15 protein-coding genes are annotated in these 14,505 nt (G+C 29.5%); 6 read left to right on the top strand and 9 right to left on the bottom strand.

Features of this window, described 5'->3' with window-relative positions; genetic code table 11:
• The first annotated feature begins 1 nt into the window (after position 1).
• The 4 genes from rplS (at position 2) to AJN69_RS03335 (ending at position 2,594) form a co-directional block, all read left to right on the top strand.
• Positions 2 to 358, top strand: a complete 357-nt coding sequence (gene rplS / locus AJN69_RS03350) for a 50S ribosomal protein L19 (RefSeq protein ID WP_002861395.1) — start codon at positions 2 to 4, stop codon at positions 356 to 358.
• Between the two features lie 132 nt (positions 359 to 490).
• On the top strand, positions 491 to 904 hold the full coding sequence (gene uraH / locus AJN69_RS03345) for a hydroxyisourate hydrolase (RefSeq protein ID WP_002852246.1): 414 nt from the start codon (positions 491 to 493) through the stop codon (positions 902 to 904).
• 23 nt (positions 905 to 927) lie between these two features.
• A complete protein-coding gene (locus AJN69_RS03340) occupies positions 928 to 2,268 on the top strand; it encodes a class II 3-deoxy-7-phosphoheptulonate synthase (RefSeq protein WP_002861396.1) in 1,341 nt (446 codons plus the stop codon).
• On the top strand, positions 2,265 to 2,594 hold the full coding sequence (locus AJN69_RS03335; RefSeq protein WP_002861397.1) for an ArsC/Spx/MgsR family protein: 330 nt from the start codon (positions 2,265 to 2,267) through the stop codon (positions 2,592 to 2,594). Before AJN69_RS03340 ends, AJN69_RS03335 begins: the two co-directional genes overlap by 4 nt.
• 12 nt (positions 2,595 to 2,606) lie before the next feature.
• On the opposite strand, the gene AJN69_RS09640 is transcribed toward AJN69_RS03335, so the two are convergent.
• A complete protein-coding gene (locus tag AJN69_RS09640) occupies positions 2,607 to 2,849 on the bottom strand; it encodes a SelT/SelW/SelH family (seleno)protein (RefSeq protein ID WP_257841545.1) in 243 nt (80 codons plus the stop codon).
• A gap of 195 nt (positions 2,850 to 3,044) precedes the next feature.
• Between AJN69_RS09640 and dnaE the strand changes: the two genes are divergently transcribed.
• Positions 3,045 to 6,647, top strand: coding sequence for a DNA polymerase III subunit alpha (gene dnaE, locus AJN69_RS03330; RefSeq protein ID WP_070282766.1), 3,603 nt, complete (start codon positions 3,045 to 3,047; stop codon positions 6,645 to 6,647).
• Between the two features lie 12 nt (positions 6,648 to 6,659).
• Here the strand turns inward: dnaE and AJN69_RS03325 are convergent, their stop codons facing one another.
• The 5 genes from AJN69_RS03325 to AJN69_RS03305 are packed head-to-tail and all read right to left on the bottom strand — an operon-like array spanning position 6,660 to position 10,598.
• Positions 6,660 to 7,292, bottom strand: a complete 633-nt coding sequence (locus AJN69_RS03325) for a YggS family pyridoxal phosphate-dependent enzyme (RefSeq protein ID WP_070287779.1) — start codon at positions 7,290 to 7,292, stop codon at positions 6,660 to 6,662.
• 36 nt (positions 7,293 to 7,328) lie between these two features.
• Positions 7,329 to 8,078 carry a flagellin C gene (gene flaC, locus AJN69_RS03320; RefSeq protein WP_070287780.1) on the bottom strand — a complete coding sequence of 250 codons (750 nt, stop codon included), beginning with the start codon at positions 8,076 to 8,078 and terminating at the stop codon, positions 7,329 to 7,331.
• A gap of 37 nt (positions 8,079 to 8,115) precedes the next feature.
• On the bottom strand, positions 8,116 to 8,586 hold the full coding sequence (locus AJN69_RS03315) for a DUF4149 domain-containing protein (RefSeq protein ID WP_002871299.1): 471 nt from the start codon (positions 8,584 to 8,586) through the stop codon (positions 8,116 to 8,118).
• Between the two features lie 12 nt (positions 8,587 to 8,598).
• On the bottom strand, positions 8,599 to 9,414 hold the full coding sequence (locus AJN69_RS03310) for a HemK/PrmC family methyltransferase (protein WP_052949698.1): 816 nt from the start codon (positions 9,412 to 9,414) through the stop codon (positions 8,599 to 8,601).
• Positions 9,411 to 10,598 (bottom strand): M48 family metallopeptidase, encoded by a 1,188-nt coding sequence (locus AJN69_RS03305; protein ID WP_070210737.1) that lies wholly within the window; start codon positions 10,596 to 10,598, stop codon positions 9,411 to 9,413. The genes AJN69_RS03310 and AJN69_RS03305 overlap by 4 nt, the downstream gene beginning before the upstream one ends.
• 126 nt (positions 10,599 to 10,724) lie before the next feature.
• On the opposite strand from AJN69_RS03305, the gene AJN69_RS03300 reads away from it, so the two are divergent.
• Positions 10,725 to 10,910 (top strand): hypothetical protein, encoded by a 186-nt coding sequence (locus AJN69_RS03300; protein WP_002861403.1) that lies wholly within the window; start codon positions 10,725 to 10,727, stop codon positions 10,908 to 10,910.
• Here AJN69_RS03300 and mog read toward each other — a convergent pair.
• The 3 genes from mog to AJN69_RS03285 all read right to left on the bottom strand — a co-directional run bounded on the left by mog (position 10,907) and on the right by AJN69_RS03285 (position 14,321).
• The gene (gene mog / locus AJN69_RS03295; protein ID WP_002861404.1) at positions 10,907 to 11,449 is read right to left on the bottom strand and encodes a molybdopterin adenylyltransferase; all 543 of its coding nucleotides are present in this window, start codon (positions 11,447 to 11,449) and stop codon (positions 10,907 to 10,909) included. The two genes, AJN69_RS03300 and mog, sit on opposite strands and share 4 nt — an antisense overlap.
• 20 nt (positions 11,450 to 11,469) lie before the next feature.
• Positions 11,470 to 12,453, bottom strand: a complete 984-nt coding sequence (gene corA / locus AJN69_RS03290) for a magnesium/cobalt transporter CorA (protein WP_002861405.1) — start codon at positions 12,451 to 12,453, stop codon at positions 11,470 to 11,472.
• Between the two features lie 113 nt (positions 12,454 to 12,566).
• Positions 12,567 to 14,321, bottom strand: coding sequence for a hypothetical protein (locus AJN69_RS03285; protein WP_070290204.1), 1,755 nt, complete (start codon positions 14,319 to 14,321; stop codon positions 12,567 to 12,569).
• Positions 14,322 to 14,505: the final 184 nt, after the last annotated feature.

Here is a 14,505-nt window from a genome sequence, read left to right as displayed (position 1 = left end):
TATGAAAAATAAATATATAGAACAATTTGAAGCAAAACAAATTGAAGGTAAAAATGTTCCAGATTTTCGTGCTGGTGATACTTTAAAGCTTGCAATTCGTATCAAAGAAGGAGATAAAACAAGAATCCAAAATTTTGAGGGTATTTGTATTGCTAGAAGAGGTAATGGCGTAAGCGAAACTTTTATCGTACGTAAAATGGGTGCTAATAATGTTGGCGTTGAGAGAATTTTCCCTATTTATAGTGAGAGTTTGGAAAGTATTATTGTTTTGCGTCGTGGTCGTGTACGCCGTGCAAGATTATTCTACTTAAGAGATAGACGCGGTAAAGCAGCACGTATTAAAGAGCTTAAAAAATAATTTATAATTATTTTTTATTATAAGTCTAACAATTAAATAATTATAATTAATTTATAATTTTTATTATTTGATTTTAATTATTAATAATGCTCTTATATAATATTCCTTGTAAATATTATATAAGGAGAGAAAATGTTTTCTATTAAAAAAACTTTATTAATATTAGCAAGCGTGCCAATGTTTTTGAGTGCTACTGAATATCAATTAAGCACTCATGTCTTGGATATTACTTCTGGACAACCCGCTCCTAAAGTAAAAGTTGAGCTTTATAAGTTGGAAGCAAATCAACAGTGGAAAAAAGTAAGTGAAGAATTTACCGAAGAAAATGGTAGAATAGGGGATTTATTACCATATGAAAAAGCTGAAAATAGGGCTTTTGGAATTTATAAGCTTAAATTTTTTACAAAAGACTATTACACATCACACAAAATAAATACTTTTTATCCTTTTGTAGAGGTAAGTTTTGAGCTTTCTAAAGATCAAAAACATTATCATGTTCCAATAACCCTTTCTCCTTTTGGTTATTCAACTTATAGAGGAAGCTGATCAATAAAACGAAAGAAAAAACCATGTGGACTAAGAATTCTTGGAAAAACTATCCCATAAAACAGCAACCTATCTATCCAGATCAAGAGGAAATGAATAGAGTTTTAGCAAGACTTGAGAAACTTCCTCCTTTGGTTTTTGCTGGAGAAGTGAGAAATCTTCAAAAGTCTTTAGCAAGAGTTTGTAAAAAAGAAGCTTTTTTACTTCAAGGTGGAGATTGTGCTGAAAGCTTTGAAAATTTTGGCGCTGTAAATATCCGTGACATGTTTAAGATTTTACTTCAAATGGCTATAGTGCTTACATTTGCCGGTGGATGTCCTGTTGTAAAAATTGGTCGTATTGCAGGGCAGTTTGCCAAGCCAAGAAGTAGTGATTTTGAAGAGTTAAATGGTATAAGTCTTCCTAGTTATCGTGGTGATATTATTAATGGTTTTGAATTTAGCGAACAAGCGCGCATTCCTGATCCTCATAGAATGCTTGAAGCTTATTATCAAAGTGCAACAACGCTAAATTTGTTGCGCGGATTTGCTAAGGGTGGTTTAGCAGATTTGCATGAAGTGCATCGTTGGAATTTGAGGTTTTTAAAAAAGAGTGAACTCCATAAGCAATATACTGATATCAGTGAAAAAATTTCACAAGCTTTGGCTTTTATGGAAGCTTGTGGGATTAATACAAGTAATACTCCGAGTCTAAGAGAAGTTAGTGTTTATACTTCACATGAAGCTTTACTTTTGCCTTATGAAGAAGCTTTAACTAGAGTGGATAGTTTAAGTGGAGAAATTTACGATTGTTCAGCTCACATGCTTTGGATAGGTGAAAGAACAAGGGCGCTTGATGAAGCTCATGTACATTTTTTAAGAGGAGTAAAAAATCCTTTAGGGGTTAAAATAGGACCTAGTGCAAGTGCTGATGATATCATAGCTTTAGCAAATGTTTTAAATCCAAATAATGAAGAAGGAAGATTAAATATTATTATCCGCATGGGTGCAGATAAAATTATCAATAATTTGCCAAAAATTTTCTCCAAACTTAAAAGTGAAGGTTTAAATTTAGTATACAGCATAGATCCTATGCATGGAAATACAGTAAAAGCAGGTAATTTTAAAACACGTGAGTTTGATAAAATCATGCAAGAAGTGGGATCTTTTTTTGAGATTGCAATAAGCGAAGGGATTTATCCAGGTGGAGTGCATCTTGAAATGACCGGAAAAGATGTAACAGAATGCACAGGTGGTGCAAGCAATGTTACTGCTCAAAGCTTAGAAGATCGTTATGAGACTCAATGCGATCCAAGGCTTAATGCGGATCAAGCATTAGAGCTTGCTTTTTTAATTGCAGATTTAGTAAAAAAGGCTAGAAAATGAAACTTTATGGTATTAAAAATTGTAATTCTGTAAAGAAAGCTATGGATGCTTTAACACAAAAAGGTGTTGTATTTGATTTTATGGATATTAAAAAGATTAATCAAGATATTTTATACACATGGTTAAAACAAAAATCTTTTGAAGATCTTATCAATACTGCTGGATTAACTTCTAAAAAACTTGGTTTAAACAAAGAAAAAGTTAAAAGTTTAAATGAAAAAGAACTTGAGAAAATTGTATTAGAAAATCCAAGCTGTATTAAGCGTCCTATTATCGAGTATGAGCAAAACATATATATTGGCAAGGAATATGAGAAAATATTATGATAGAGTGTTTGATTACACTCTATTTTTTATTAATTGATTAATTTCATTTTGATATGGAAATCTTTCACTTTCGCAATTAATAAGTTGTGTTTTAGAGAAGATAACTTTTCCGTCTACTTCAACGATAAAATCACCTCTGTCGCCAATTTCAAATTCTACTTCAACATCTTTGAAATCGCTTTGTAGTTCTTCTGCAACCCTTGCAGCTTGTGGGCGATAATTTCAAAGATTGCAATAAGCAATTTTTACTTTCATCATTTCATCCTTTGAAAAGTTTATTTTATTTAAGATTAAAATCTTAAATTTTTATTATAGTTTATTTTGGCTGAATTTTTGCCTTTTTTGTAAAATTTAAGTTGAAATTTAGGGTCAATTTCTTTCAAATTCAGCGAGAAAAATTTATAATTTTTATCAAAATTAAAATAAGCCTTAAAAAACTAAAGGAAGAAAATGAGTCAATTTACACACTTGCATTTACATACAGAATATTCTTTGCTTGATGGAGCTAATAAGCTTAAAGAATTAGCTTTGACTTTAAAAGAGCAGGGTGCTACAAGTGTTGCTATGACAGATCATGGAAATATGTTTGGGGCAATTGATTTTTATCAAACAATGAAAGCACAAGGTTTAAAACCTATCATTGGTATGGAAGCGTATTTACATAATCACGATGAATTAGATGATAAAAGTTCTCGTCAGCGTTTTCACCTTTGTTTGTATGCAAAAAATGAGATCGGATATCAAAATTTAATGTATTTAAGTTCTCAAAGTTATATTAAAGGTTTGTATTATTATCCGCGTATCAATAAAAAGCTTTTAGAAAAATATAGCGAAGGTCTTATTTGTTCTTCTGCTTGCTTGCAAGGTGAAGTAAATTGGCACTTAAATACTTATAGTGAAAGAAATGTGCGTTTTGGTGCAAAAGGCTATGAAGCAGCAAAAGAAGCAGCATTATGGTATAAAAAAGTTTTTAAAGATGATTTTTATTTTGAAATCATGCGTCATGGTATAGGTGATCAAAGAATGATAGATGATGATATTATCAGACTTTCTAAAGAATTAAATATAAAAATCATTGCTACAAATGATACGCATTATACTTTTAAAGAAAGAGCGGCTGCCCATGAGGTTTTTATGTGTATAGCTATGGGAAAAAAACTTAATGACCCTGATAGAATGCGTCATAGTGTGCATGAATTTTATGTTAAAAGCCCTGAGCAAATGAGTGAGCTTTTTGCAGATATTCCAGAAGCTATAGAAAATACACAAGAAATCGCGCAAAAATGTAATTTAGAGCTTAATCTTGGCAATCCCACTCCACCGAATTTCAAATTTACAAGAGAATATGCTAAAGATCATAATATTACCTTGCCTGAAGAAACAAAAGAATTTAGCTTTGATAATGATGACATAGTTTTTGAAGAGCTTTGTAAAAAGGGACTTGAAGAGAGATTAAAATTTATCGATGAAAGCAAGCATAAAGAATACAAACAAAGACTTGAGGTAGAAATTAATATCATTAAAAATATGAAATTTTCAGGTTATATGCTTATTGTTCATGATTTTATTAAAGTGGCTAAAGATAAAGGCATTCCAGTAGGTCCTGGAAGAGGATCAGCTGCAGGAAGTTTGGTTTCTTATTGTTTAAGGATTACGGATTTAGATCCTATTCCTTATAGTCTACTTTTTGAGCGTTTTTTAAATCCTGAGCGTGTGAGCATGCCTGATATTGATGTGGATTTTTGTCAAGACAGACGTGCTGAAGTGATTGATTATGTGATTGATAAATATGGAGCGGATAAGGTTGCACAGGTTATTACCTTTGGTAAGCTTTTAGCTAAAGGGGTGATTCGTGATGTGGCTAGAGTTTGTGATATGAGTATTCAAGATGCTGATGAGCTTGCTAAACTTGTGCCTGAAGAGCTTAAAATCACTCTTGATGCTGCTTATGAAAAAGAACCTAAAATCAAAGAATTTATCGATCGTCATCCTAAAGGTCCTGAAGTTTGGGAGTATGCAAGAGCTTTAGAAGGATTAAATCGCAATGCGGGTATGCACGCAGCAGGTGTTGTAATTTCTAATGAGAGTTTATGGAAGAAAACTCCGCTTTTTAGACAAAGTAAAAATGATGAAAGACATTTGGTAACGCAGTATTCTAAAGATCATTTAGAAGATGTGGATTTGATAAAATTTGACTTTTTAGGTCTTAAAACCTTAACAGTAATCAATAATGCAATCAAGCTTATTAAAAAGCGTTATAATAAAGACATTATTTGGGAAACTATAGATGTAAATGATAGCAAAGTTTATAAAACCATACAAAGTGGAAATACTTTAGGGATTTTTCAAATCGAATCAGGCGGTATGCAAAGCTTAAATGCACGCTTAAAACCAGAGCGTTTTGAAGATATCATTGCGGTTCTTGCGCTTTATCGTCCAGGCCCTATGGAATCAGGAATGCTTGATGATTTTATCGACAGAAAGCATGGTTTAAAAAGTATAGAATATCCTTTTGACAGTTTAGAAAAGGTTTTAGAGCCTACTTATGGGGTTATCGTTTATCAAGAACAGGTTATGCAAATTGTTCAAATTATAGGTGGCTTTTCTTTAGGAGGTGCTGATGTAGTGCGTCGTGCTATGGGTAAAAAAGATCCTGAAAAGATGAAAAAGCTTAAGACTGATTTTGCAGATGGAGCAGAAAAACAAGGATATGATAGAGCAAAAGCTGAGGATTTATGGGAGCTTATCGTAAAATTTGCAGGATATGGTTTTAATAAATCTCACTCTGCGGCTTATGCGTTGATTACTTTTCAAACAGCTTATTTAAAAACTTATTATCCTAGTGAATTTATGGCAGCGCTTTTAACAAGCGAAGAAAACAATGTGGATAAAATTGCTGTTTATATTGATGAGATGAAAAAAATGAATATTAAACTTTTACCTCCATCGATTAACAAAGCGATCCGTGAATTTAGTGCTTTAGAGCAAGATGGCAAGGATGCTATTATATACGGACTTGGGGCTATAAAAAGTGTGGGTATTCCTGCAGTTGAAAATTTACTTGAAGCAAGACAAGATGGAGAATTTAAGGATATTAATGATTTCTTAGGTAAGATAGATCCTACCAAAATAAACCGTAGAACATTAGAAAGTCTTATTAAGGCAGGGGCTTTTGATGAGTTTGGTTTTACTAGAAAAGCTTTGTTTGATAATATGGAAAATCTTAGCGAAGCATCGCGTAAAATGGCTGAAGTAAGAAAAAATGCTGCAAGTTCTCTTTTTGGTGAAGAGGAATTAACTTCAGGTGTTCAAGTAAATTTTACTCCCAAAAATGAAGAATTTGAAGTGATGGAAAAATTAGGATATGAAAAAGAAATTTTAGGAATTTATGTTTCAGGCCATCCTTTAGATCGATTTTATGAACAAATTAATGCCATAGATTATGTTAAAAGTTTAGATTTTGAAAGTTTAAAAAACAATGGAGAAATTTTAAGTATAGGTAAAATTGAAGATTTCAAATCCATGATGAGTAAAAATAATAAGCGTTATGGTAGAATTGAAATTTTGGATTATTATTCTTCGTTTGATGCTACTGTATTTGAAAGCAATGTAGAAGAAATAGAAAACATCATCAAAGATGAAAATTTAAAAAATAATGCCTATGGTTTTGTATTGGGATTTAAAGCTGAGGGAGGGGAGAAGCCTAGCTTTTTTTTAAAAGCAATTAAAGATTTACAAAGTCTTGAAGATGGCGAGATTAAAGCTATAAAAAAATTTGGAGCAAAAAAAGATTTCAAAAATAAAGAAGAAAATCATTTTACCGCAGAACCTAAGGAATTTGAAAAAAATATCATAGAGCTAGATTTGACAAGATTAAATAGAGAATTAATCTATGAAATTCATGAAATTGCTAGAAATGCACATAATCCTAATGAAAAAAATAATAAAAAACTTGTTTTAAAAGTTATTAGCGCGGGATCTTGCTTGCTTTATCATACAGATTTTATTATCTCTGATAGTATAGTAGAGGAAATTTCTAATAAATATGCTTAAGTAAGATTGTTCTTACTTGAGATTTTTAAATAAAATGCTCCCAAGTCTTACCAAGTTGGATCCGCATTTTATAGCAATTTCAAAATCATTACTCATTCCCATAGAGCAAATTTTAGCTCCATGTTTTTGAAGAATTTCATAAATTTTAAATGTAGTTTCAAAGCTTTTGATAATACTTTCTTTATCTTGGCTGTGTGATCCTATGCTCATTACGCCACAAAGATTTAGATTAGAGCATTCTTCTTGTATTTGTAAATATTCTTCTACAGCTTGATTTGGATCTAGACCGCTTTTGCTATTTTCATTTGCACTATTGATTTCTAATAAAGTATTTAATTTATAATCAAGTCTTTTGTCCATAGCTTTAGCTATTTTAATACCATTGCAAGAGTGCCATAATATAGGTTTTTGTTTGATTAAGAGATTGATTTTGTTGCTTTGTAGAGTTCCTATAAAATGCCACTTTATGTCTAATTTTTTTTCATCAAGATTTTCTTTTTTTTGTGCTAGAGCTTGGACTTGATTTTCTCCAAATTCTACTATACCTTGATCAAAAAGCTTTTCAATTATACTTGCATCGACATACTTGCTTGCAGCTACAAGGCGAATGTTTTTGGTTTTTTCTAAAATTTGTTCTAAAGTCATTTTGATAAAGAAATAAGCCCTATTTTAGGGCTTATATTATTGTAGTAAATTAGCAATTTTGCTTTGAAGCTGCATGTTAGATTGTGCAGCAACAAAAGCAGCAGCATTTTCTTTTAGATAATTGGCATTAAAATCATTAACATTTTTTGCCATGTCATTATTTAGTAAATTATTTTCAGCTGCTTTTGAGTTGATGCTGTTTTGAACACTTGCATTAATATTTGATGTAATGGCATTGATACCTGAGCCTATTTCACTTCTTAAACTTCCAAGTTGATCCATAAAATTTGTAATACTATCTTGATTATCTATGCTTAATCCACCTGTTGCCAATGGATTTAAATTTGTAGTTTCAGTTCCGCTACCTACTACAAAATTCATAGTTTGAAAGACATTTTTTCCATTATAAGTTGCATTATTAAAAGAATCATTGATGGATTCTTGTATGCGTGTTGCTTCTGTTCTTAGCATTCCTTTTTGAGAATCATTAAGTGCAGCATTGTTCATTTTTACTGAAAGTTCATTAAGTCTATCTGCGCTTTGAGAGATATTGGTAAGGCTAGCATCTGCAATTTGTAAAACCCCTATAGCATCATAAGCATTTGCGACACCTTGATCTATAGTACTTGATTGAGATCTTAAAGAATCAGCAATAGCTAAATTAGCACTATCAACTCCACTTATTGCGCGAACAGCTGCAATATTTTCTAAAGCTTTATCGCTAGCTTTTTGTGCATTATTTAAATAATAATTTTGTTGCATCATAGTTGCTTCAGAGATCATCATGGCCTACTCCTTCTCTTTCAGATTTATTTATATTTTATCATTTTTTTGCTATTTTAAAGCTTAAGAAATATAAAAAAACTTGCATTATCAAGATGATTTTAATCACCACTTCACTTGCATTATGGATACTGATAAATTCTTGAGTTTTTGTAGCGTTTTCTCCTAAGTTTTGGAGTTCAATTATGGTATTAGTAAAATAAAAAACAAATATTAAGCTTAAAATCAAAATAAGCAAACTCAGCATAAATTTTGAAAATTTTATTTGAAATTTTATTTCATCTTTTATAAGAGAATAAATTTCATATAAAAAATTAACCACTGAAACAAAAATCAGTAAATATCCCATTTTAATAAAAATTTGCGTCATCATTAAGCCACTTTGAAAATGGCTCAACACTCCTTCCCCTATAAGATTCTGAGGAAAAAAAATTGTTGGTGCAACAACTATTCCTAGTATGAGTTCAACCCCTATGATGGAGGCAAGTAAAAATAAATTAACAGCTTTCAAAAGTTTCTCCTTTTATTTTTTATCATAACGCATATTTGTAAATTTAGCTATAAAAGCACGATTATAACCTTGTTCATCTTTGAAAAAATCAACAATGAAATTATTTTGATATAAGATTTTTTCCAAAATTTCTTTTTGATCATAGCCAAATTCACAAGCTAAAAATTTAACTTTTTTATCGAGGGAAAAATGTATGATTTCTTCTAGAATTTCATATCCTTTTTCTCCGCCAAATAAAGCTTCTTTGGGTTCTTTTTGTACCCAAATATCTATAGGATATGAATTTTTAATATAAGGTGGATTTGAAAAAATAAAATCATAATTTTCTTTAATTTGCTTAAAATTACAAAGTTTAAAGTCAATCAAGTGATCGACTTTGTGTAATTTGGCATTCTCTAAAGCTAATTCTAAGGCTTTAGGATTGATATCACAGGCTGTGATTTTTAACCCAAGTTCTTTGGCTAAAACAATGCTTAAAATTCCGCTTCCAAATCCTATTTCTAAAATCTTATTAAAAGTATTTTTTTTGCATAAATTTAAAATTTGAAAAAGTAAAATTTCACTATCGTAACGAGGGATTAGAACACCTTTTTTTATCTTAAATTCTAAGCCCCAAAAATCCACTTTTTCAAATATATATTCAAAAGGTTCTCCAGATTTAAAACGTCTTATAAGCTCAAAATAAGGTTTGTGATCTATTTCTATATCTTGGTTTAAAAATAACCAAGCTTTATCTTTTTTTAGATATTCACAGAGTATAAATACTGCTTCATTTTCATAGCCTTTTAACCTAGATTTAGCTTCTATAAGAGCATTTTTTATAGTCAAGAAAGAGCCTTGATTCTATCGCTAATACTTGGATGACTGAGATAAAAAAATGTATATATTTTACTTGTTTTGATAAAAGCTTTATTTTCTCTTGCTAGAGCTATCAACGCATTTTTCATATCTTCTTTGCTTGTAACTTTAGCTCCGTGTTGATCAGCTGCAAATTCATTTTTTCTACTTAAGGCATTAAGTATAGGAGAGATTAAAAAGCTAAAAATATTTGCAAAGATAAATAAAAGAGCAAATACACCGCCATTTACTCCTTCTAGATGACTTTCTAAGTAAACAAATTCAGGTAAATTTGCAAAAACAAAAAAAAGTAAAAACATAGTTATAGCACCGTTAAATAAAGCTTTGATAATATCTTTATGAACAAAATGTCCAAGCTCGTGTCCTAAAACAGCTAAAAGTTCTCTTTCATTTAAAGCTTTTAATAATGTATCAAAAAGAACCACTCTTTTGCTTTTAAAAAGTCCACCAAAATAAGCATTTAAACGTTTATCTCTTTTGCTTGCATCAATAACATAAACCCCATTTGCATTAAACCCACATTGTTTCATTAAAGAGCTGATTTTTTTCAGCAAATTTTCATCGTTTAGTTTTTCCATTTTATTAAAAATAGGTGCTATCAAGGTAGGGTAAATGAGATTTATAATTACTATAATACAAAAGGCAAAAATAAAGGCCGCAATCCACCAAAAAGTTCCAAAAAAATCATAGCAAAAAAGCAAAGCATAAAGGATTAAAAATCCAAATATTAAAGTTAAAATAAGACTTTTTACAGTGTCTTTGATAAAAAGTTTTGCAGTCATATTTGAAAAACCATGGGCTTTATCTTTGATAAAACTTTCATAAATACTTAAAGGTAGATTTAAAATGCTTGTGATTATTAAAAAAGATAATAAAAATAAAGTATTTTCAAAACGAGTGTTATTTGAGATAAGTAATTCTTTAAGATATAAAAATCCAAAACCTATCCATGCAACATTGATGATTAAATTATAAAAATTGGAAAATAGTTTAAATTTTTCATTTTCGATGGCAATGTCTGCTGCATTTTGATAGTCTTTTTCGCTTAAAATTTGAGCTTGTTTGTCTTTTTCTCTTTCTAAGAAACGAATTTGAGTATAGGAAATCCAAGATAAAAGTGCTGTGTAAAGACATAAAATTGCAATTAAGGTCATTATTTTTCCTTGATTGGTTTTTTGCGAATTCTAGCTTAAAATAATGAAATAAAGTTAATAGCTTAAAATCTAAAATAATATTCTTTTCAACTAAGTTGATGTATATTTATAAAAAAGGATTAAAGAATGTTTTTTAAGAAAAAGATTTCACAAAAGCAAAAAGAAAAGCCTAAAATTCCAATCAATGATATGATTTTAGATGACAGACTTTGTAAGTTTAAAAATAAAGTGCAAAAGATAAGTAAAGATGAAGCTTCGGCAAGTCTGCTTGCTAGACAATTAAGCAGACTTATCAGAGCTAATAAATTTTAATTTTGACATTTTTTCTTAGGGCGAAAAACCTTAATAACTTCATCATTTGCTTCTATATAAGCACCTTCTATTAAATCAATACAATAAGGTATAGCTGGAAAAACAGGCTCTAGACATTCTTTTATAGCTTTAGGATTTCCTGGTAAATTAATAATAAAAGATTTATTGCGAATTCCTGCATTCTGTCTTGAAAGTATAGCTGTTGGGACATATTTTAAACTTTCTAAGCGCATAAGCTCTCCAAAACCTGGCATCATTTTATCACACACGGCTTCCGTGGCTTCTGGGGTTACATCACGAAGCGCTGGACCTGTACCTCCGCTTGTAACAATCAAATCGCATTTTTTTTCATCTGCTAGATAAAGTAATTTTTTAATGATCAAATCATAATCATCAGGGATTAATTCTTTATGATAAATAATATCATTTTTTATATATGAATTTAACACTCTTTCAATTTCAGCAGTAGCTTTATCTTCGTATATGCCACTACTTGCTCTATCGCTTAGGGTTAAAATTCCTATGTTTATCGTATCCATTGTTCCTCCTTAATAAATTTTTATAACCATCCTTTTTTCTTGAAAACAACCAAAGGTAAAATGATAGAAATTACCATCACGCCAAGCACTATGGGATAAGCATAGTGAAGTTCAAGTTCTGGCATGAATTTAAAATTCATACCATAAACAGTTCCTATTAAAGTAGGAGGCATCATGGCAACAGTTGCAACGGTAAAAATTTTAATGATTTTGTTTTGTTCTATGTTGATTTGGCTGGCTAAAATGGTTTGAATATTGTCTAAGATATTAAGTTGTGAAACACTAAATTCAACCAAAGAATTTAAGTCTTTTAAAACTATAGTAAGATTTTGTTTTATATCTTTATCAATTTTATCGCTTTTTAGCAAAGAAGTCATAGCACGACGTTTATCAAATAAAGAATCTCTTACACGCATATTAAGCTCTTGTAAGCTTGAAATATCCTTTAGCATTTCATCATAACTATATTCATCTTTTTTTTCTAAAACACTTGTTCTTAAGCGTCTTGCTTCTTTATCTATCCATTCTAGTAAATCCGCATCTTTTTCAACGCGCACTTCAAACATTTTATCAATAATATCAAAACCATCTTCAAAATTCTTCGGACTAGCTAAAATTCTTGCTTGAATTTCTTCAAAAGTACTAAATTCGTTATATCTTATAGTAAATAAGATATTTTTAGCTGTAGCAAAAGTAACAATTTCTGTGCGAAGCTTGATTAAATTCCTATCTTCTTCATCGCTTTTAAGATCTCTTACTAAAAAATGAGCATTGATGGTTATTGTCGCATTGTCTTCCCAATATTTTGCGCTAAGTTCTATTTCTTCTCTTTCTTCTTTTGTAGGAAACTCAAGATTAAATTCACTTGATATAAAAGCAATTTCTGCTGCACTTGGATGAAGTAAATCAATCCATAAAATATTTTGTGGTAGTTCTTGACTATCGAGATTAAAGTTGATTCTTTGAACTAAAGCATTTTGAGTTTTAATATAAACATAGAGCATAGTTATTCCTTATTTTTAACTTTAAAATTATACCTTGATTAGTTTAAAAATCAATTTTTTAATTTTTGCAAATCAAAAACCAAATTTTCCACCTAAAGCTCTTAAACTAAGCTTTAGTTTAAAATATCTTTAATCAGTTTTTGCAAATTCCTTTTTGTTTCTTCTTGTTCTTTTATGATAAAACATTTTGCTTTTGGCCAAAAATAACTTTTAGGATTTTCAAATTTTCCCCAACGCCAATCAAATCTAGGATGTAAAAGAACTATAGTAGGAATATCCATAGCTAAGCTTAAATGCGCTATAGCACTATCAATACTAAGCATACAGTCAATATCATATAAATAATTTAGAGTATCATTCCAATTTTCTATAAGCTTGCTTCTATCTTCTATTACCTTAGGCAATTCTTCTTTTAATTGCATTTGAAAAGAAATGATTTCATAATCTAAGTCTTTTAATATATCAAATAAAAATTCAAATTTTACATTTCTTAATAAATCAGAATTTTCAGCATTAGGAGTAGCATAAAAAATACCAAGTTTTTTTCTTTGATTATGCGGTTTTTTCTGTGGCAATATAGGTGTTTTTAATCGTGAAATCTCATCAAGCTTAATATCAATAAAAAAAGGCAAAGAACAAATAGGAATAGCATAATCAAAATTTGTAGGTAGATTTTTTAAAACCTTTACATTTTTAAAAATATCATCATTTTGATTTAAAAATTTGATTTGATTTTTAAACATTTCATACATGGCACTTTGAGGAGCAAATAAAACCTTTGAAGCGATTTTGCAAAGTTTTTCTAAGCATCTTGCATACATTATAGTATCGCCAAAGCCTTGCTCGCAAAATACTAAAACTTCTTTATTTTTAAAAGCATCAACGCCAAATTTATTAAAAGCTTTTAAGCTTTCATTATAATGATAAGTAGAAAAAGTTTCATTATGAGCATAAAATAATCTGCTTTCATAATATTTCTTGCCCTCTTCAAAATTATCATCCACTCCCATACGCATCAAAAGATAAGCCAAATCAAATTGATAGGTTGCATGAGAATCCAAACTAAGACATTTTTTATAAGCATAATAAGCTTCTTGATAGTTTGAATTAAATTCTAAGACCTTAGCATAGTTTTGCCAAAACTGTGCATGGTGTTGATTGGCTTCTTGTAGTGATTGAAAAAGTTCTAAAGAATCAGATATTCTAAAAAGCTTAAAAAGCAAGTATGCTTTTTGGGGTAAAATTTGATGAGTTAAAAAATCTTCTATTTTAGAAATAGTAAGATTTTCTTTGGTTTTACTGTGAAGCCTATCTTCGAGTTTAATTAAATTAAGATTGGTTTGTTCAGCAATGATTCCTTTTTGTAGTTTATCAATCAAATCTTGCATAAAATGACACAAGTGCTCATGTGCATTTAATGCCTTCGTAAAATCATGTTTAAAATAAATTTCTGCATAATTTTTCCATAGATTAAGATTATACATATCTTTAGAAAGTAATTCTTTGAAAATTTGTTCAGATTCTTCTAGTTTATTACTCAGTTTATAAATAAAAGCCAATTCTAACTTAAGTTCATCTTCTAAATCATCTTTGCGAGTTAAAAGTGTTTGTAATAAATTCAAGGCTTCATCAAATCTTAAATTTTCAATATAGCTTTTAGCAAGTATAAGACCATTAAAACTTGTAGGATTTAAAGAAAAAAGCTCTTGAGCATAATATAAAGCTTTTTGAAAAAGAGAAAGTTTATAAGAAGAAAGCATAGCAAATTCTAAAGCAAATTTTGGACTTTCTTTTAAAAATTGCTCACTCAAGTTTAAACATTTTTCATAATTAGCATTAAAATAATAATAATGAATTTTATCAAACATGATCTTCCTAGATAATAAAATTAAAATCCTATATTATCTTATAAGTTGCATAAAAAGATAATTATATTTTTATAAAATTAAATAATAAAACAAAAATAAATACAATAAAAACATCCATCCTAATAATTTTAAAATTATTAGGATGAAATTTTTAACAAGTAGGAGAGTAAAAACTAATTAAACT

The sequence above is a fragment of the Campylobacter sp. BCW_4338 genome, assembly GCF_001763255.1.
GTDB lineage: Bacteria > Campylobacterota > Campylobacteria > Campylobacterales > Campylobacteraceae > Campylobacter_D > Campylobacter_D jejuni.
This window is presented reverse-complemented; position numbering and strand designations above follow the sequence as displayed.